Origin of the sequence: Chondrinema litorale (genome assembly GCF_026250525.1) — a bacterium.
In the GTDB taxonomy this organism is placed as follows: Bacteria; Bacteroidota; Bacteroidia; order Cytophagales; family Flammeovirgaceae; genus Chondrinema; species Chondrinema litorale.
The window spans coordinates 686,410-705,438 of record NZ_CP111043.1; the positions used below are offsets into that span (position 1 = coordinate 686,410).

Annotated in this window: 16 protein-coding genes; 9 read left to right on the forward strand and 7 right to left on the reverse strand. The window is 34.8% G+C overall.

Annotation, left to right across the window (positions count from 1 at the left end; all coding sequences use genetic code 11):
- Position 1: 1 nt before the first annotated feature.
- Both OQ292_RS02820 and OQ292_RS02825 read left to right on the forward strand, forming a co-directional pair.
- Positions 2 to 3,016: a hypothetical protein gene (locus OQ292_RS02820; protein WP_284684532.1), complete on the forward strand. Its 3,015-nt coding sequence runs from the start codon at positions 2 to 4 to the stop codon at positions 3,014 to 3,016.
- 88 nt (positions 3,017 to 3,104) lie between these two features.
- Positions 3,105 to 3,647 carry a hypothetical protein gene (locus OQ292_RS02825; RefSeq protein ID WP_284684533.1) on the forward strand — a complete coding sequence of 181 codons (543 nt, stop codon included), beginning with the start codon at positions 3,105 to 3,107 and terminating at the stop codon, positions 3,645 to 3,647.
- Between the two features lie 87 nt (positions 3,648 to 3,734).
- On the opposite strand, the gene OQ292_RS02830 is transcribed toward OQ292_RS02825, so the two are convergent.
- The 3 genes from OQ292_RS02830 to trpS form a co-directional block, all read right to left on the reverse strand.
- Positions 3,735 to 4,364, reverse strand: coding sequence for a DUF3244 domain-containing protein (locus OQ292_RS02830; RefSeq protein WP_284684534.1), 630 nt, complete (start codon positions 4,362 to 4,364; stop codon positions 3,735 to 3,737).
- Positions 4,365 to 4,692: 328 nt separating this feature from the next.
- Positions 4,693 to 5,817: a DNA polymerase III subunit beta gene (dnaN, locus tag OQ292_RS02835; protein ID WP_284684535.1), complete on the reverse strand. Its 1,125-nt coding sequence runs from the start codon at positions 5,815 to 5,817 to the stop codon at positions 4,693 to 4,695.
- A 174-nt stretch (positions 5,818 to 5,991) separates the two neighbouring features.
- Positions 5,992 to 6,963, reverse strand: coding sequence for a tryptophan--tRNA ligase (trpS, locus tag OQ292_RS02840; RefSeq protein ID WP_284684536.1), 972 nt, complete (start codon positions 6,961 to 6,963; stop codon positions 5,992 to 5,994).
- Between the two features lie 72 nt (positions 6,964 to 7,035).
- Between trpS and OQ292_RS02845 the strand changes: the two genes are divergently transcribed.
- The 4 genes from OQ292_RS02845 to OQ292_RS02860 all read left to right on the forward strand — a co-directional run bounded on the left by OQ292_RS02845 (position 7,036) and on the right by OQ292_RS02860 (position 10,544).
- Positions 7,036 to 7,551 (forward strand): gamma carbonic anhydrase family protein, encoded by a 516-nt coding sequence (locus OQ292_RS02845; protein ID WP_284684537.1) that lies wholly within the window; start codon positions 7,036 to 7,038, stop codon positions 7,549 to 7,551.
- Positions 7,552 to 7,890: 339 nt separating this feature from the next.
- On the forward strand, positions 7,891 to 9,075 hold the full coding sequence (locus tag OQ292_RS02850; RefSeq protein WP_284685977.1) for a sulfite oxidase: 1,185 nt from the start codon (positions 7,891 to 7,893) through the stop codon (positions 9,073 to 9,075).
- A gap of 15 nt (positions 9,076 to 9,090) precedes the next feature.
- Positions 9,091 to 9,594 carry a hypothetical protein gene (locus tag OQ292_RS02855; RefSeq protein WP_284684538.1) on the forward strand — a complete coding sequence of 168 codons (504 nt, stop codon included), beginning with the start codon at positions 9,091 to 9,093 and terminating at the stop codon, positions 9,592 to 9,594.
- A gap of 5 nt (positions 9,595 to 9,599) precedes the next feature.
- Positions 9,600 to 10,544 (forward strand): sterol desaturase family protein, encoded by a 945-nt coding sequence (locus OQ292_RS02860; protein ID WP_284684539.1) that lies wholly within the window; start codon positions 9,600 to 9,602, stop codon positions 10,542 to 10,544.
- A 40-nt stretch (positions 10,545 to 10,584) separates the two neighbouring features.
- On the opposite strand, the gene OQ292_RS02865 is transcribed toward OQ292_RS02860, so the two are convergent.
- Positions 10,585 to 10,821 (reverse strand): LOTUS domain-containing protein, encoded by a 237-nt coding sequence (locus OQ292_RS02865; protein WP_284684540.1) that lies wholly within the window; start codon positions 10,819 to 10,821, stop codon positions 10,585 to 10,587.
- A 419-nt stretch (positions 10,822 to 11,240) separates the two neighbouring features.
- On the opposite strand from OQ292_RS02865, the gene OQ292_RS02870 reads away from it, so the two are divergent.
- Positions 11,241 to 12,014 (forward strand): bifunctional hydroxymethylpyrimidine kinase/phosphomethylpyrimidine kinase, encoded by a 774-nt coding sequence (locus tag OQ292_RS02870; protein ID WP_284684541.1) that lies wholly within the window; start codon positions 11,241 to 11,243, stop codon positions 12,012 to 12,014.
- A gap of 115 nt (positions 12,015 to 12,129) precedes the next feature.
- A complete protein-coding gene (locus tag OQ292_RS02875; RefSeq protein WP_284684542.1) occupies positions 12,130 to 12,702 on the forward strand; it encodes a hypothetical protein in 573 nt (190 codons plus the stop codon).
- A 5-nt stretch (positions 12,703 to 12,707) separates the two neighbouring features.
- Here OQ292_RS02875 and OQ292_RS02880 read toward each other — a convergent pair whose 3' ends face one another.
- Both OQ292_RS02880 and OQ292_RS02885 read right to left on the reverse strand, forming a co-directional pair.
- Positions 12,708 to 13,088: a hypothetical protein gene (locus OQ292_RS02880; protein ID WP_284684543.1), complete on the reverse strand. Its 381-nt coding sequence runs from the start codon at positions 13,086 to 13,088 to the stop codon at positions 12,708 to 12,710.
- A 94-nt stretch (positions 13,089 to 13,182) separates the two neighbouring features.
- The gene (locus tag OQ292_RS02885) at positions 13,183 to 13,758 is read right to left on the reverse strand and encodes a DJ-1/PfpI family protein (RefSeq protein WP_284684544.1); all 576 of its coding nucleotides are present in this window, start codon (positions 13,756 to 13,758) and stop codon (positions 13,183 to 13,185) included.
- 616 nt (positions 13,759 to 14,374) lie between these two features.
- On the opposite strand from OQ292_RS02885, the gene OQ292_RS02890 reads away from it, so the two are divergent.
- The gene (locus OQ292_RS02890; protein WP_284684545.1) at positions 14,375 to 17,275 is read left to right on the forward strand and encodes a PQQ-dependent sugar dehydrogenase; all 2,901 of its coding nucleotides are present in this window, start codon (positions 14,375 to 14,377) and stop codon (positions 17,273 to 17,275) included.
- A gap of 71 nt (positions 17,276 to 17,346) precedes the next feature.
- Here the strand turns inward: OQ292_RS02890 and OQ292_RS02895 are convergent, their stop codons facing one another.
- Positions 17,347 to 19,014: a PorP/SprF family type IX secretion system membrane protein gene (locus tag OQ292_RS02895; RefSeq protein WP_284684546.1), complete on the reverse strand. Its 1,668-nt coding sequence runs from the start codon at positions 19,012 to 19,014 to the stop codon at positions 17,347 to 17,349.
- Between the last annotated feature and the right edge of the window lie 15 nt (positions 19,015 to 19,029).

Sequence of the window (19,029 nt, forward strand, 5' to 3'; positions counted from 1 at the left end):
TATGAAAAAAATACTCACATTACTATTTCTCCTGTCATACTGCCTGCTAGCTACAGCTCAGGATGATATTGAGGCAAAACTGGAAAATGCAAGAGTACTTTTAGATGAAAATAAGTATAAGGAAGCCATCAATCAAATTGAGAAGCTTCCTAAAAAAGGTGAATATGCAGAAGAAGTAAAAGAGTTGCATGGCAAAGCTTATTTGGGTTATGCTAACCAGCTTGTTAGAAGTAAAGATAAAACTGAATACGACATAGCTGTAAAGTATGTAGACAAATACATCAAGCTTTATAAAAAAGACACTTCACTTACTGCGGCAAAAAAAATAGAACTATATAAGCAAGTTGCCGGAGAGCTATTTTACAATACTAAAGATTTCCAATCTTCTGCCAGAATCTACAAAGACATTCAAAAACTGAATAAGAAAAAGAACAATTCAGACGCTGCAATTAATGAAGATGCTTACAGCAAAATTGCTCAGTGTTATTTAGAATTAGGTAACTATTCAGCAGCCAGAAAAAATTACTACAAAGCATATGGCTACGATGTTGATATAAAAGAACTTGCCGATGCAAAATACTGTGATAGAAATGATGTAGAGGCAGCGAGATTATACAGACTTTCAAGACATTACTCTAAACTGAATGATAAAAACGGTTACGATGTACAAATCGCCAGATCGTACTTTAGAGCAAAAGACAACGAAAAAGCCCTTGAGTGGTATGGCAAATTCTTAAGTGAAAAAGATATTACTTTATTAGACGAGAAAATTGAAGTAGTTAACTTCAATGAGAAATGTGAAGAAATCACCTCATCTCCATACAAATACCTCACAGATAATTACGAAATTCTTGAGATAGATATATTTAATTATGCTCAGGCATTATTAAATGAAAATGGTAAATACCTAAGTGCTAAAGACCTGTTTGAGAAATTTACCTTCGTAATGCAGGAAGACCCGAACATAGACAGAGCTAACTTCTTAGAAGAACAAACTTATGTTTTAAGAAAATTAACTTCTGCTGGTGTAAACAGAGACCAAAGCTCTGAGTTTAGCCCAACATTCTACAAAAAAGATTCTGTAATTTTTGTTTCAGACAGAAACCTTGAAGGCGAAAAAGTAAAAACACTTAATGGCGAGCAACGATCTACACTTGATTTATACATCACAAAGTTAGATTCTGCCGACTATTTTGGTTTCGATACTTCACTTACTCAAGCTGTAGCTACTAACGATTCTATAAGTGGTTCTACTCGTAAGTTTATCAACTATACTAGATCAAAAAAATACAATGAAGGTCCAATGGTTTTCCTTCCTGGAAGATGGGACAAATTTATTTTTACTGGTAACACCTATCTAGATATTAGCAATGTAAAGATCAAAGGCAAGAAAGAGATCAACACCTTAAAACTATTCCTTGCTGAGCAAGATAGTGTTGGAAATTGGTCTGTACAGAAAATTAATTTTACAGGAGACAATGCCTTCTTATACAATAGCGAAGATTATTCTATAGGTCACCCTTCAATTAGTACCGATGGCAAAAAGATTTATTTCTCTTCTGATGCACCGATTCCGGGTAGTTTTGGTAACTCAGATATCTATGTAGCTGATTTCGATATAGATAAACTGCAGTTTTCAAATGCAGAAAACCTTGGAGCAAGCATCAATACAGAAGGTAACGAAGTATTCCCATTCTTGCACACTAGTTCAGAAGAGCAAAAAACACTTTACTTTTCATCTAACAAACCAGAAAGTATCGGCGGTCTTGATATCTACAAGTCTGCATATTTAGAAGATGTGTGGTCTACACCATTAAATATGAAGAATGATGAAGACACACTAAACTCTGTAAACTCAATAAAAGATGATTTTGGTTTTGTGCTGAATAAAGAAGGAAACTTTGGTTATTTTTCTTCTGATAGAGATTCTACAGATGATATTTTCATGTTTAGAACATTAAAGATTCAGGTTAGTGTTTGTGATCAAAAAACTCAACTACCACTTGAAAATGCTAATGTTGCTCTTTTCCCAGTTGAAGGCCGCAGATTAGGTCCAAAAACTACCAATGCTGATGGCAAGACTATGTTCAGTAGCTTTGCACTAGATACAGAATACACTGTTTTTGCATCTTTTGAAGGTTACAGACCTGCAAAAGCTAATCTTATAACAAACCTAAGCGAAGTTCCTGCAGATGGTATATTTAAAGTAAGCCTTTGTCTAGAAAAAAGTCCAGAAGCAGAGTTAATCATTCTCGCAAATGTGAAAAGTGAGCAGCAAATCTTTATCAACTTCAACAAAGAAGTAACTGAACTAAACGAAAGTACACCAATTTCTGCAAACAACTTATACGAGTTATTCTATTCTGAGAATGGCAACTTCTTAGTTGATACAGACCAAGGGCCAAACATCACCCTACAATTCTTTAATGATGAATTGATTGAGTTAAAGGGAATGGAATTACAAGAAAACCAAGAGCGACTGATAGAATTATTTAGAAGAAGTGGAATTTTGGTTAAGGATGTTACAACTATTAGAAACATCCGTTACAATTTTGCTACTAATGAATTTACAAAAGGTAAAGGTGAGATTGTAAACCCAGAAGAAGAGTTTACAAAACTGGCAACTGTAATGAACCGCTATGATCACTTACTCCTTAAAATCAGTTCTCATACAGACAAGTGCCCATTAAATGGTGGATATGATAATCAGGCATTATCAAGAAGAAGAAACATGGCTGCAAGAGAGTTTATCGTAAATAACTTCCCTGATTATAACATCAATGTAAATAGGATTAAAGAGTGTGCTTATACTTACCAGTTTCCAGTAGATACTACTTATAACGAACCTGATAACTGTAAAAACGATTTTAATAGAAGAACCGAGTTCAAATTACTTTATAGAGGTAGACAAGATTACACAATGGATATGATTTGCGACCCTTCTGTACTTGAGTATGTTGGTAAGCCAGAGCTTAAGTCAAACAGAAAGAGAAAAAGAAAGATAGAAGGAGAATAATTGAGGAAGCAATAAATTATATCATAAAGAAGAGGAGAACTGATAATCAGTTCTCCTTTTTTATATTACTCCTTTAATTTTATTCATCATGAATTTCAAGGTACTAATATCATATCTCTCTATATCATCACTACTACTAACAGATATAATACTTTATATCAATTGGGAAATATCTTACCGTGGATACTGGACAGATAGAATTCTATTCTGGATATGGTTTAGCTTAACTACCTATATAATCTACTATTACTGGAACAAAAAGATTATTAAAATATATGTTGGAGCTTTAATTTCATTCATCATTCTAAGTATGCTTCCAATGATGATTCCTTTTATAATTATAATCACAACAATAACAGGAACAGATAGGTCTTGTAATCAAGAAATTAGTGAAAACATTAGAATACAAGAAATCGCCAAAAGCCCCATTGCTATGCCGCAAATTCAAGTAATTGAAAAAACTTGGCTTATCGATAAAGTAATTGGTGAACGAGATTTTTCTATTTCACTTGGAGAAAATTCTCATAGAATTTGTAACGCAGAGTCTATTACTTTAGAAGAAAATCTTAAAGGAGAAAGAATGATTATCTTCTCATTTGAAGATGGAGAAGTTGAGTGGAAATTGGATTAATAGTATTCCTCAATCCAGTTGAAACATATAGACATAAAAAAAGCAACCAAAAACTGGTTGCTCCTTTATAGGGTATGAAAAAATTGATTATTTAATCTCGTAAGTGTTTGATGTTACCTTTCCATTGCTAGAAATATTAATTGTATATTTTCCAGAATCTAATGTAGATAAGTTGAAAAGGCTGCTAAAGTTTTGAGTATCAGTTATTGTTTTGTCGTAAAGTTTTGAACCTTTTTCGTTTAATACTGACACTCTTACTGGGTCTTGAGCATGTTGGAATGCAATTCTTACTTTATTTTTAATTAACTCTGGAGATAAGTAAGCGCTAAATAAGTTCTTCTCACGGCTACCTACATGAATTTTTTGATCTGTTTCAAAATCACCAGAAATTATTTTAATATAATATGTTCCATCTCCAATGTTTTCAAGATTATAATTTCTTTTAAGACTCGTCACGTTTTTCTGTACGTCTGAGAATAATAAGTTTTTCTTAGCATCAAAAATCTTAATTGTTACTTTTTCATTTCCAGTTTTCTGATACGCAACTCTAACTTTATTTGAATTGATGATCGGGTAAATGCTATATTCTATTTTAGCAGACTCTTCGATCTTGTTTTTATCCCCTGGGTTGTCGTTGTTAGCAGATGCTACAAATGAAGAAAGTACAATTGATGATAAGATGAAAATTTTAAGAATTCTGTTTACTAAGAGTTTCATGATCTATATTTTTGTTTTTATAATAATTAATCTGACGTAAAACCTATAGACCAATAGGATGCCACCACTATTAACTTACTGAATAACAGACTCTTAATTTTATCAAGCCTGTTTCAGACCTATTGCAATTTGTACGATTATGAACACGGTTGTCAGGTAGCGGACACCAAAGCGAACAATTATGAATTTCATAATATTAGAATTATACAATTTTAACTTGATAAAACAATGGTTTGCTCAAAAGCAGCATTTAGAAGGGCATAAAAAAAGACACACTTGAAAAAAAGCGTGTCTCCGAAGATTTTTAACTAAAAATTAACATTCGTTATCATACATAGTTATGCAGCATAATAGGCATAACCAGCATGAGTATATCTTCATTATCTCCTTTTTCTACCGGTATAATTAATCCAGCGCTACTTGGTTCAGAAAGCTGGAACATTACCTTGTCAGAATAAAGGTTTGTTAGAATCTCAATAAGGAATCTAGCATTAAAACCAATCTCTATATCAGCACCGTCATGATCGCAGAACAATCTTTCAGTTGCTTCATTAGAGAAGTCTAGGTCTTCAGCAGAAACCTGCATTTCATTACCTGTAATCTTAAATCTTACTTGATTAGTAGATTTGTTAGCATAGATTACAATCCTCTTTAAAGTACTTAATAACTCAGCTCTATCAATCACCACCTGATTATCATTATTCAAAGGAATAACATTTTCGTAATCAGGGAAACGCTCGTCGATTAATCTACAAATCAGTCTAATATTTTTGAAAGAGAAAATCGCATTAGCACTATTATATTCTAGTGTTAAAGAAGTTGCATCTGTAGGTAATGAAGCTTTTAGTAAATTGAGGGCTTTTTTATGGATAATAATTGCTGTTTCGAAGTCTGCCTTCAGGTCTTCCCTTCTGTACCTGATTAATCGGTGACTGTCTGAAGCAACAAAGTTTGCATTCTCTTCAGTAATGTTGAAATAAACACCATTCATTGCAGGTTTCATCTCATCGTTACTGGTTGCAAATAATGTATAACTGATGGCTTCGCTCATTACATCAGTAGGTATCTCGATCATATCAGAACGAGTTAACTCAGGAACTTTAGGAAAATCAGTAGCATTCTCTCCTGATAATTTGTAGCGACCATTGTCAGAACTAATTTCAACACTGTAAGTGTCTAAATCTATAGTGAATGTTACTGGTTGCTCTGGCAAGTTTCTAAGTGTATCTACTAACATTTTAGCCGGTACTGCTACATTACAATCTTCTTCAGTTTCTACATCTAGCGTAGTAATAATTGTTGTTTGTAAATCCGAAGCAGTTATATGTAAAATCCCGTCTTTAATTTCGAATAAGAAATTCTCAAGAATAGGTACTACCGGATTAGAAGGGATAACTCCGGTTAATAAAGATATTTGCTTTAGCAATGTAGATGTCGATACTATAAACTTCATAAAGCCCTATTTATTTATAGCTGATGGAGCAGCTTAATTTATCCTTGAATGAAATGATTCAGTAAAAATATAATTTTTTATCTTCAATATAAGTAAAAATCCATCACATATCCCATTAACAAGTCAGAAAATATTCTAATTTGTCTTTATGAAAACACAGATGAAACTTAAAGCTTAACTAAAACCTAGTTTCGCTCTTACTTTTTCTAAAGTTACGGTAGCAATTTGTCTTGCTTTTTCCTCTCCTTGCTTCAATTTTTCTTCGAGCGCATCCAAATTATTAAGATAATCATGATAGATTTTTCTCTCATTGGTATACTTCTCAGTTATTAATTCAAGCAGCTCTTTTTTTGCATGGCCATAACCGTAATTCCCCGCCTCGTACTTAGCACGCATCGCCTTTATATCGCTTTCTTCTGCAATTAGTGAGTATATTCTAAACACATTACAAGTGTCAGGATCTTTCGGCTCTTCTAAAGATTTAGAATCCGTTTGAATACTCATTACCTGCTTTTTAAGCGGTTTTCCTTCCAGAAAAATATCGATGTAGTTGTTATAAGACTTGCTCATTTTCTGCCCGTCAACTCCTGGAACAGTCATTACCTTCTCATCGATAATGGCTTGTGGTATAACAAAAGTTTCACCGAATCTGTTATTAAAAGCTACTGCAATATCTCTGGTCATTTCTATGTGCTGCTTCTGGTCTTTACCAACCGGAACATACTCAGCATCATAAAGTAAAATATCGCAAGCCATTAATACCGGATAAGTAAACAAACCCGCATTTACATCGGCTAACTTATCAGATTTATCTTTAAACGAATGCGCATTTGCCAGCATAGGATAAGCAGTCATGCAGTTAAGATACCATGTTAACTCACAAACCTCATTTATTCTCGACTGTCTATAAAATGTGTTCTTATCCGTATCGAAACCAAATGCAAGCCATGCAGCAGCTACCGCATACACGTTTTGTTTTCTCTCTTCGGCATCTTTAATTGTAGTTAAAGAATGCAAGTCTGCAATAAAAAAGAAAGACTCATTTTTAGGTTTTTCAGACAACTCAATACCCGGCTTAATCGCTCCAAGTATATTTCCCAGATGAGGCTTGCCAGAACTCTGAATTCCAGTAAGAATCCTTGCCATATCTTATCCCTTATTTAATTTTTTTAAAGAATTGATTATTAAATTTAAAGCAAAAGTAAAAAAATAATTCACATGGCACTGATAAAAAAAGTAAAAGGTATTTTACCTCAGTGGGGGCAGAATTGCTTCCTTGCAGACAATGCTACAATTGTTGGAGATGTAATCATGGGTGACGATTGCAGTGTCTGGTTCCAGGCAATTATTAGAGGTGATGTTAACAGCATCAGAATTGGTAATAAAACCAATATTCAAGATGGAGCCGTAATCCATTGTACCTACGAAAAATCTGCTACTACCATTGGTAATGGTGTTTCGATCGGGCACAATGCAATTATCCATGGTTGTACAATAGAAGATTATTCTCTTATAGGAATGGGAGCCATTGTAATGGACAAAGCAGTAGTACAAAAAAATGTTTTTGTAGCAGCCGGAGCTGTTGTTTTGGAGAATACCATTTTGGAATCTGGCTATTTGTATGCGGGTACACCTGCCAGAAAAATTAAACCGCTTGACGACAGACTAAGAGCTGTTTTCGATAGAACAGCCAACAATTATGTAATGTATGCAGACTGGTTTGATGAGGATTAATTAACGCATCAGACTACAAATAAAACTATCCGGACAAACCGAACTTATGTCAAATAAATAGATGTTCATTTATAGATATATTTACAGGAGAAGTACATCCGGATAGTTTTGATTTTTTAAATAATTAAATTAAACAGACTTTACTTTTTGCTGAAAAATATTTTTTTCCATAACCGCTATATGAAAAAGAAAAAAAACATTAAAGGTATTCATGAACTATATGCAAAAGACCCGATTAAAGCAGACGAACTTTTGTGGGGAAGAAAACAAAAACATTTAACACCAAAAGATAAATTTTTATCGCGCAGAGGCTTTATTTCTAAAGCAGCACTATCTACAATGGCAGCTTTTTTAGGTGGAAAAATCGTTTTTGCAGAAAATATGCCTGCTGGCTTAATCCCTGCCGCCTTGGCAAATAGCAAAAAACCTTTCGAAATTCCGGGTAAAGATCCCGAACTTATAGTACTAAACGACCGCCCTTGGAATGCCGAAGCCCCTCCTCACCTACTCGATGACAAACTTACTCCCGGAAATAAATTTTTTGTAAGAAATAATGGGCTTGTACCAGAAAATATAGATGTAGCTAACTGGACTTTAACCATAGATGGAGAGTCTGTAAAAGAGTCTAAAACTTTTACACTACAAGAACTCAAAAGCAAATTTAAACAATATACATACGAGCTTACACTAGAATGTGGTGGAAACGGACGCAGTGAGTATAACCCACCTGCAAAAGGTAATCAATGGACAACCGGAGCTGTTGGCTGTGCCTCTTTTACAGGCGTAAGATTGAAAGATGTATTAGAAGATTGCGGCATTAAAGACGATGCAGTTTATATCGGTTACTACGGCAAAGATGTACACTTGAGTGGAGATCCAAAAAAAGTAGTAATCTCTAGAGGAGTTCCTATGTGGAAGGCTTTGCAAGAAGAATCTCTTATCGCTTGGTCTATGAATGGCGAAGATTTACCAGTGATGAATGGTTATCCGCTAAGACTTGTTTTTGGTGGTTGGCCAGCTTCAACAAGTGGTAAATGGCTTAGTAAAATCTCTATTAGAAATATCGTACATGATGGCCCTAAAATGACGGGAATGTCTTACAAAGTTCCGTGCAAAACAGTAGCACCGGGAACTGAAGTAGCAGAAGAAGACATGTGTATAATAGAATCGATGCCAGTAAAATCTTTAATTACTTATCCGCGATCTGGTGCCATGATTAGCAAAAGTAAAAAACTTTCTGTTAGAGGGCATGCTTGGGCAGGAGAAAACGATGTGTCTGAGATGCACTATTCTATTGACTTTGGAGCAACTTGGAAAACCTGTAAGCTAGAAAAACCTAACAACAAATTTGCTTGGCAACATTGGAATGCAGAAATCGAATTTCCTGAAAAAGGCTATTACGAAGTTTGGGCAAAAGCCACAGACTCCGAAGGTAAAATGCAGCCAATGGTGGTTCCTGGTTGGAATCCTCGTGGATATTTAAACAATGCTTGCCATCGTATCGCAGTAAAAGTGAGAGACTAAACAGGAAAATAAGATATGGAGAATGAAAATAAAAAAATTGACCAGTTATTTAGCTCTTTAGGCTTCCTGTTTATGTTGGCCATTGTTTTCTTTATGCTTGTTCCCGGCCTCTTTCTGTACTTTCAGTTTGCAGCTCCAGCTAATGAAGCAAAACTCGCCAAACTAAAAGACGCAGAACAAGCCTGGGCAATGAATAAAGATAAAGTACTTGCACAAGAAGCAGAAGAAAAAGTGGAAGATGGCATACATGTATCTACCGGACTCATTGCAGATACAGATTACAAGCTGATAGTACAGAACTGTACTGCTTGCCATTCGGCCAAACTAATTACACAAAACAGGGCTGACAAAGAAGGCTGGCTCACTATGATTCGCTGGATGCAGGCTGAGCAAAAACTTTGGGATTTAGGCAACAACGAAGATAAAATTTTGGAGTATTTGGCTAAAAACTATGCTCCGCAAGAAAAAGGAAGACGTGCTCCACTTAAAGACGTAGACTGGTATGTTTTAGAAGACTAAATCATATGGAACATTACTTAGCAATCATCATAAATGCATATAAAGGCTATGCAAATTACCTCTGGAATGAGATTACCTTCCAGTATGATTATAAGCCTTGGTGGGAAAATTATTTCTATATGCTTATTCTGGTTTCGGCAGCTTTTTTTGCAATGGAAATATTTAAACCTTGGCGGAAAGAGCAAGCCAGATTCAGAAAAGATTTCTGGCTCGATTTCTTTTACATGTTCTTTAATTTTTTCTTGTTTTCCCTTGTGGTTTACAATGCGCTTTCAGATGTATTTGTAAATCTATTTAATGACTTTCTTGGCATTTTCGGCATTACCAACATCATTGCTATTAAAATAGAGCAATGGTCTAGAGTCGCCCAGTTATTTACATTATTTATAGTAAGAGATTTTATTCATTGGTGGGGACACCGTGCCTTACACAAAGTTCCTTTTTTCTGGGAGTTTCATAAAATACATCACTCAGTTGAACAAATGGGCTTTGCTGCTCACCTACGCTACCACTGGTTCGAAAATGTATTCTATAGAACCATTGAATACATTCCGCTCAGCATGATCGGTTTTGGGATTGACGATTTCTTTCTTGTACATATGTTTACTTTAGCTTGGGGGCATTTTAACCATGCAAACTTTAAACTTAGCCTAGGTCCACTCAAATACATTTTTAACTCTCCTCAAATGCACATTTGGCACCACGCCTACCATTTGCCCAAAGATAGGCCAGTAGGTGTAAATTTTGGCATTACGCTAAGTGTTTGGGATTATATTTTTAGAACAGATTACATCCCTTACAATGGTAGAGATATAAAGTTGGGATTCCCCGGAGTTGAAAAATTCCCACACGATTTTGTTGGCCAAAATATGCACGGAGTTGTACCAGAAAAGCACAATACTTCTTCAAGCTCAAACAAGGAGGATGACATGCTTAAGAAAGAGAATTAAGAGATAGAAAAACCGGCTAATACGAGCCGGTTTAGATGTTTTAAACAGTTTCCGATACCTGACTTAATCGGGCATAAACTACAGGGGGCTGGATTTCCGAATCGGTTCTCAACTCTAACATGTGTGTATAATCATTAAAAAAGCGAGATAATTTACCGTAATGAATCCCCTTGGCTTTTAAGACAGGCCCCAATTTAGCAAGGTTTACCCATCCTTGTTCATCAGCACATTCTAATACACTTTCACGAACAACATTTTCAATTTCTGACTTTTCCATGTTCCTTATGTGTTTAATTCAATAATTAATTTTTAAAAATTTCAAAAATTAAGCTGATTAAATGCTATAACGACACTTCGTTACCAGAGCAAAAACTCTGATTTCAAATCAATACGAAGAAGAAAATTTCTTCAAAAAGAAAAAAGAACGATTGTTAGAAGCAGTAAGCGTATTAGTTTAATCTTAATGAATTGACAAGTTGGAATCAATACATTTTACAACTAAAAGTATTTCTTAGCTATTTAAAGAAGAGTCCGACACATCAACTATTAAGAGTTAAAAAATATAAATCAAACAACTTCTAGATTATAAGCTGAATTAAAAATAATAAGTTCGAATAAAAAATGATAAATTCAGGGCCAAATATTTTTACTAGTAGACCAAAAATTTATAATTAACCATACTAGAATTACTAACAAATGATGAAGGTATTGGCAATTAACTCACTCCCCGCAAATGGCAACGCCGGAATGAAAATGGTGATGCACGTACTTGGCACAAAGGTGATTCCTGTGCCTTCGCTCCTGCTAACCGGAATTGGCAGCATTAGTGGTTTTGAAAAATTCCCTGTAAACTTTGAACAACTGCTTGCCGGCACACTGGCACTAGCTCTAAAAAGAGAAGAAGAACTCATAGTATATGTAGGCTACTTGGGAAATGCAGAACAAATACAAATTATAAAAAAATACCTCACCCAGTATAAAGATATTGTAAAGTTTTTACTGGTTGATCCGGTTTGTGGCGACCACGGCAGGGCGTATGTACCGCAAGAGATTATTGCCAACTGGGGAGATTTGATAAAAGAAGCAGATTTATGCCTACCAAATATTACCGAAGTAGCTTTGCTTAGCGGCAATTTTCAAGATTTTGATAGTAGCAAAGCCGATAATTATATAAAGGATTTTAGACAGCGATACACCAAACCTGCCTTATTGGTTACTAGCTTAGAAACAGATAAGCAAGAAGTTTTAATAAACCGATTATACGACAAAAAGGCAATTTTTGAAAGCCAACATACCAAAGAAGATCGTAACTACGGAGGTTCAGGAGATGCCTTTGCTGCTTACCTCATAGATGCCCATTTCTACAAAAACCAACCTTTGCAAACCGCAGTAAAAACTGCCGGAGAAGCCGTAAAAGCAGCCATCAATCAGTCAATAAAAATAGGCTCAAATGATTTGATGTTGGGGTGAGTTAATAGTTTAGAATAATATAATTTAGCTATTAAAGTAATATACTTTTCCTTGAGTTTTATAAATTGTCTTATCTAAATTTAATAACTCTAATAATTGAATTATATCAAAATTAATGGAAAAATTAGAGACAATTCATTATAAAATCTTGGATTTTCTTTCTGAAGAAGTGGAAAAAATCAAAAAAGACATTCTCATTGATTCTTGTAAACACATTATACAAAATAAAAGCCTGAGTGAGCAACAAAGAATAACAAGACGAGCAATTCAATTTTTATCTAAAGAAAGCTACATTGATGTATTTGAAAGAGATAAACTAATTCCTAAAGAAGTAATTTTACCAGACCACTATTTTTATTATAGTTATCAAATTAATAAAAAAGGAAAGGATGTTTTAACTTCACATTTTAAAGAAATTGAAAAAGCAAAAAAGCGTATTGATCTTAGTGATGAAGTTTCACAGCTTCAAAAAGAAAGTTATGAATACAATAAAAGCATAAGGGAACAAGAAGAAAGAATTAGAAATCTAGATGAACAAATAAAAACTGCTAATAAGACCATTATTAAACAAAATTACCAAATCAATAAACTTCAGCTAAGCTTAAAATATTGGTTTTTAAAAACAGTTGTAACAGCATTAGTTTCAGGCTTTATTGGTGGATGGATTAAAATTCACTTCTTTTCTTAAAAATATCACCCCATCGCATAATAAAACATATTAAAGCTCACAAAAAAGGCTATTACGGCAAGGGCTTTATAGAGTAATTTACCTTTAGCATCTATTGAGAGAAAGATTGCTGCAAAAAGGCAAATGAGCATAAGTAATTCTGATAAATGCCAAGCATCAGTTAAGCTTACCAGAGCTGTTTTTGAGAGAAAAAAAGCTTCGTTTTTATCATCTGGCCAGTTGGCATATTTATTCATCCAGCTTTTATTAGGGTTCCAAAATTGCTCACTCCAACCCCATTCCTTAAAAACCGATCCCGCCCAATGAAACATCAAAGTATCTCTCACTGCCTTAAAAAATCCGGCTAATGTGCATAGAAATATAAGTAAGTAGTTTCTGCTCAGCATTTATCTTCTTTTGAATTTTGGCTTTTAAAAAGCTTAAAATAAAAAAGCCTTCGGAATTTCTCCCAAAGGCTTTAAAACTAAATATACATTATGCTTATATCTCTATCTTAGCACCCATTACTTTTAGAAATTCTCTAATAAATGCTGGATGAGCTGGCCAAGCTGGTGAGGTAACCAAGTTACCATCTACATAAGCACCATCAACAGGAATAGACTGAAACTCACCACCTGCAATGGTTACTTCTGGCCCAACTGCTGGGTAAGCGGTCAATTTTCTTCCTTTTACAACATTGGCTGCTGTTAAAATCTGGATACCATGGCAAACAGCCGCTACTGGTTTATTGGCTGAAAAGAAATGTTTTACCATTTCAATCACAGTTGGGTTCAATCGCAAATACTCAGGTGCTCTACCTCCGGCTATTACCAAACCATCATAATCTTTCACATTTACATCATCAAAACTGTAATTTAATGCAAAGTTGTGGCCCGGCTTTTCGGTATAAGTCTGGTCTCCTTCAAAATCGTGTATAGCAGTTTTAATGGTGTCTCCTGCTTTCTTATCTGGGCAAACGGCATGCACTTCGTAACCGACCATTAAAAGCATTTGAAAAGGAACCATAGTTTCGTAATCTTCTGCGAAATCTCCTGTGAGGAACAATACTTTTTTCATTTTTTTGAATTGTTTGTTTATGGTAAAATATGTTGTTTAAAAAATTCTATCGTGCAGTGTTTAAGGCAATTGGCATTGCTAAAATCACTGAAATTTGGAGATGGTAATGTAATTAGAATAATTGATGCGAAAGCTATATTGTAGATTAAGAAATAGTGAAATAGCTCATTAAATAACCACAATAAAACTTTTTGTTAATCACATCTATTTAACAATCACCCTACATGAGTAGTTTTCTAAAATGTCGATTTTTTCAATATTTGAGCAGAAGATATTTTGGTATTTAGGGTAAATCTTAACAAATCTTAATCGATGTTGAAACATCTAAACTCTAAGCCTAATAATTCAATTCTTTTTAAAGAAATATTCTAAGTTTGAGTCACTAATTTTAAAGATTAAATACTCAATTTGTATATCTAAAATCACTTTCAACTACAAAACTGAATCAGCTAATTACTAGCCCAAAATCAATTAAAATAATTATATAATTACTGCTGGAAAAAGTATATTAGCTATTTAATAGCAGCACACATAAATACATCATTCCCAGTAGATTATACCAGAAAAGGGATTATAAAGCAATAAATACGACTACCAATAACCGATAAGTTTAGCTATGAATCTTAAATTAATTACCTCTATTTTCACATTAATCTTTGTCCTTTTTTTCAATTTTTTCTCATCTGATTTAAAGGAAACCAAAGACATTGTTTTAAAGGAAAAATACCTCGGTGGCAAATTCCCGAGATTAGCTACTGGTCAACCATTTTTGTTGGAACAAACGTTTACCAGCCTCTCTTTTAATTCAGAAGAATTAACCAGAATCATCTCTGTGCCAGATGCAAACCAATTGTTAGCTTTGGGTAGAACTGGCAGTGTTTGGATATTTAACGGAGATGAAAATACTACAGCAGCCACACTCTTAGTGGACTTGAGCGACAGAGTTGTTTCTAGCTCAAATGCTGGTTTGCTTGGAGCTGCATTTCACCCAGATTTTAACAACTCAGCAAGCGACCATTACAGAGAGATTTACTTTTTCTATACATATAAATACACCTCATCAGCTCCCACTTACGACATCATAAGTAAGTTTAAATTTTCTGATTCGATGGATGCTATTTTAAGTGATTCGGAAGAAATACTTATCCAACACTACGACAGAAACTTTAATAATAATGGTGGAGATATGTTCTTCGACAATGATGGTTATCTCTATATTTCATTTGGAGATGAAGGTGGTAGCTACGACCCATTCGATAATGCACAAGAAATTACCAATAAATTCTTTGGTGGTATCTTAAGAATCGATGTAGATAACGATACAGAAAACAGCCATGCAATCAGAAAATATCCTTCTACTACAGATATCCCCAATGGTTACCCAGACAATATAAATCAAAATTACAGCATCCCTAACGACAACCCTTGGTTGAGCGAAAGTGGCGAGAACCTAGAAGAATATTATGCGATTGGCTTCCGTAATCCAGAAAACATGTTTTACGACAGCGAAACAGAGCAAATTTGGGTAGCAGATATCGGGCAAGTAAGAAGAGAAGAAGTAAGCATTATTACCAAAGGAGACAATGCCCAATGGCCATTTATGGAAGGCAATTATCCTTACGACCATAAACCAGCTGTAATATTAGGTACAGAAGTTTCTCCAGTATTGCATTACACACATACTGAAGGTTCTCATATTATTGGTGGTTTGGTGTATAAAAACTCCAAATTTGGAAGACTTCAAAACAAATACATTTATGGCGATAACAGCAATGGTAATGTTTCGTACATAGACCCTGAAAAAGATTATGCGGTTACTTCAATTGCAGATGGCAACGATGGTTTGGTTTCATTTTTCACGAATGATGAAGGAGACGTGTACCTCGCCTACGAAAATGGTGACATCTACAAATTTGTAGATAATAATGTAGTAGAACCTCCTACCCTGCTTTCAGAAACGGAAGCATTTACAGATTTTACTACTATGGAACCTGCTGAGGGTATATTGCCTTACGAAATAAATGTTCCGTTCTGGTCAGATGGTGCAGAAAAGTACAGATGGATTTCTATTCCAGCAGATTCAGAAGGAATTTCTTTTAACACAGATTCGAGTTATACTTTCCCAATAGGAACTGTTTTTATTAAACACTTCGAGATTCCAAATTCTGCCACTACTATGAGAAAGATCGAAACAAGGTTTTTTATAGTGGACGAAGAAGGACAAGGATATGGATTAACTTACAGATGGAACGAGGAAGGTACAGATGCAGAACTGATTCCTGATGATGAATACCTCACCGATGAGCTTACAGTTTACAAAGACGGAATATTAAGCACGCAAACTTGGGAGTATCCGGCAAGGGCTCAATGTATAGAGTGCCACAACGATAATATTGGTTACGGACTGGGAGTAAGAACTACACAGTTAAACAAAATGCAAGTAGATGAATCTACTGGCTTAGAAAAAAATCAACTTATTGTCTGGAAAGATCATGGCTTCTTCGCAGATATGGAAGATGAGCTTGATTTAGATGCACTGGAAAAAGTAGTACAAGTTACAGACACAACTGCCTCTTTAGAGTTTAGAGTAAGGTCTTATTTAGAAGTAAACTGTGCATTCTGCCACAGACCTAATGGCGTAGATGCAAACTTCGATGCCAGATTAACCACTCCTTTGCATGATCAAAACCTGATTAACGCTGATGTGATTGGTAGAGATTCTGGAATCGGAAATAAAATCGTGTTTCCGCTTAATCCAGATTCTTCTGAGATTTGGGTAAGAGATAATAGTTTGGCTTATACCAAAATGCCTCCAATTGCTAAAAATGTGTTGGACGAAGAGTATTTGGTAGTGCTGAAAGATTGGATTAATAGCTTAAAATATTCTTCAGAAGAAACTATCACGCTTTGCGAAGGTGAGAGCTACACTTTCCAGGATGGAACTACCATTAACGATATTGACACTGCTTTTACTTACCAAAGCCAGTTTACTGCCGAAGATGGATTGGATAGTGTAATTGTAACTCAAATTGAAGTTACGAAAATCGATGAGACAATTTCTGTGAATAGTATTACTCAATTAACTGCTAACGAAGATGACGAAACAGCCACTTACCAGTGGGTAGATTGCAGTAATGATAATGCTATTTTAGAAGGTGAAACAAACAGATCACTTTCTACTACAGAGATTGGCAGCTATGCGGTTATGATTACAAAAAATGGTTGTACAGTTACTTCTGAATGTGCCAGTATTACAGGCATTATGGAAAATAGTTTTGGCGAAGGCTTACAGGTTTACCCGAACCCAACAAGTGGTATTTTAAATCTAAGCTTTGGTGAAAGGATTGATAATGGAAATATTCGTATTACTGATCTTACAGGCAAAGAGGTTTACAATACAACTCTCCAAAACCAAAATCAAATCAGTATGAATCTAAACATCAAACAAGGCATTTACTTAATGACGATTACTGATAACAAAAAGCGCAGAGCGATCATTAAATTCTTGAAAGAGTAATGCTGAAAAACGGCATAAAAAAATCCCTTGCAGTAATCTGCAAGGGATTTTTTGTTTTATCAATCAGACAATTATTTGATAATAAATTCTATCCTTCTGTTTTTAGCCTGATTCTCTTTGGTATCATTTACTACAATTGGTTTACTTTCACCATAACCTACATAGGTTAATCTTTCTCCCGCTATTCCTTTTTCAACCATCATGTCAAATACTGCTTTAGCTCTGTTTAATGAAAGTTTCTCATTGCTACTTGCAGAACCTACTGAGTCGGTATGCCCACCTATTTCTACTTTGATGCCTGGGTTTTCTTTCATGTAAGAAACCAGTTTTTCCAATTCTACTTTAGAATCTTCAGCCAAGTTGAAAGAACCTGTTTCGAAGTAGATATTCTCCAAGTCGAATTTGGTATCTTTCTCAATTTCATCAAGCTGGATATCTAAATCCATATCCTCGCCTTTGTAATCGATCACCACAGTTTTTTCTTGATAGTTTGGTGCTTTTACTTTTAAAGTATATTCTGCACTTTCTTCTGGTTTAAACTGATAAGTACCATTCGCATTTACTTTGTAAGTCTCAATTACATCAGCAGAACCTAACTCGCTCATTTTAATAGTTACACCAGAAACTGCACTTTGCGTTTTAGCATCTGTCACTTTTCCTTTTACACCCAAAACTACTTTTTCTACAACTGGTTCTTCTTCTACTTTTTCCTCAACTACTTCTTCTGTAACTAAAGTTTCTGGTAATGGCTCAGGAGTAGTAACCGTTTTCTTTCTTGACTTTCTCCAAGAAAGTGTTACTTCAAATGCATTGTTTGTTGGGTTACTTTCGTATCTCTGAGAAGTAGAAGCATCATAACTAAAACCTACCATATAGTTTTTAAAACCAGCTTCTGCTAAAAAGATACTTGCATTATCTAAACTATACCAAGCACCTAAACCAACATGGCAATCTTCGTCTGGTGCACCTAACTGATATTTGAACATAGCACCAAGATTTACCTGATTGTAATCGTCCTGATTAATCCATCTGAATGTTGGCATAATGCTCAGTTGACTTTTTTGGTAAACAGTAACTCCACCACTGGTTACAAAACTTACTGGCAATTCACTATCATCATTCAAAAAAGAATTTACTGGGCTATTCATGTTATACATGGCTACTCCCAAAAATGATAGTTGCTTGCCTTCTGCATCCAAATAATTCCAAGTAATACCAGAAGAAACTGAGAAATAGCTCATGTTTATATCACTGAAAGACTCATTGATGTCTGCACTTTCGTCAAAACCGCCATTAATGTATTGGCTGTCGGTAGTCATGCCAGACGTTTTTACTTTTCTATTAAAAAAGCCTGGCTGTACTCCTACACTAATTAAGTTTCTCTTGCTTAAAGGAATATTATAAGCGAATGAAAGTGTACCGCCAGTAGTATTTAAAATACCATTCCCCTCGTCTTCACTAATCACAGAAACACCTATACCTCCTAGTTTTGAGCCATTTTCTCTAAAAAATGGATGCATAAACGAAACAGAAGGGATATCGAATCTGCTACCTGAACGGATGTATTGACTGCGATAATTTAACACTACACTCGTGTAATCAGTTACCCCAACCAAAGATGGGTTGTGGTAAACTGGTGAGTTTAAGTATTGAGAGAAAAAGACATTTTGCGCACATGCACTCAGCGATACAATAGCGAAGGTTACTGCAAAAAATATTTTTTTATAAATGGTGTTCATCGAATTAAATTTTTT

What these genes read in the sequence shown, in the direction of transcription:
- OQ292_RS02825 (WP_284684533.1), top strand. Translation starts at nt 3,105, where the DNA reads ATGAATTTCAAGGTACTAATATCATATCTCTCTATATCATCACTACTA.
- OQ292_RS02860 (WP_284684539.1), top strand. Translation starts at nt 9,600, where the DNA reads ATGGAACATTACTTAGCAATCATCATAAATGCATATAAAGGCTATGCA.
- trpS (WP_284684536.1), bottom strand. Translation starts at nt 6,963, where the DNA reads ATGGCAAGGATTCTTACTGGAATTCAGAGTTCTGGCAAGCCTCATCTG.
- OQ292_RS02850 (WP_284685977.1), top strand. Translation starts at nt 7,891, where the DNA reads ATGGCAGCTTTTTTAGGTGGAAAAATCGTTTTTGCAGAAAATATGCCT.
- OQ292_RS02890 (WP_284684545.1), top strand. Translation starts at nt 14,375, where the DNA reads ATGAATCTTAAATTAATTACCTCTATTTTCACATTAATCTTTGTCCTT.
- OQ292_RS02845 (WP_284684537.1), top strand. Translation starts at nt 7,036, where the DNA reads ATGGCACTGATAAAAAAAGTAAAAGGTATTTTACCTCAGTGGGGGCAG.
- OQ292_RS02865 (WP_284684540.1), bottom strand. Translation starts at nt 10,821, where the DNA reads ATGGAAAAGTCAGAAATTGAAAATGTTGTTCGTGAAAGTGTATTAGAA.
- OQ292_RS02820 (WP_284684532.1), top strand. Translation starts at nt 2, where the DNA reads ATGAAAAAAATACTCACATTACTATTTCTCCTGTCATACTGCCTGCTA.
- OQ292_RS02855 (WP_284684538.1), top strand. Translation starts at nt 9,091, where the DNA reads ATGGAGAATGAAAATAAAAAAATTGACCAGTTATTTAGCTCTTTAGGC.
- dnaN (WP_284684535.1), bottom strand. Translation starts at nt 5,817, where the DNA reads ATGAAGTTTATAGTATCGACATCTACATTGCTAAAGCAAATATCTTTA.
- OQ292_RS02830 (WP_284684534.1), bottom strand. Translation starts at nt 4,364, where the DNA reads ATGAAACTCTTAGTAAACAGAATTCTTAAAATTTTCATCTTATCATCA.
- OQ292_RS02885 (WP_284684544.1), bottom strand. Translation starts at nt 13,758, where the DNA reads ATGAAAAAAGTATTGTTCCTCACAGGAGATTTCGCAGAAGATTACGAA.
- OQ292_RS02870 (WP_284684541.1), top strand. Translation starts at nt 11,241, where the DNA reads ATGATGAAGGTATTGGCAATTAACTCACTCCCCGCAAATGGCAACGCC.
- OQ292_RS02875 (WP_284684542.1), top strand. Translation starts at nt 12,130, where the DNA reads ATGGAAAAATTAGAGACAATTCATTATAAAATCTTGGATTTTCTTTCT.
- OQ292_RS02880 (WP_284684543.1), bottom strand. Translation starts at nt 13,088, where the DNA reads ATGCTGAGCAGAAACTACTTACTTATATTTCTATGCACATTAGCCGGA.
- OQ292_RS02895 (WP_284684546.1), bottom strand. Translation starts at nt 19,014, where the DNA reads ATGAACACCATTTATAAAAAAATATTTTTTGCAGTAACCTTCGCTATT.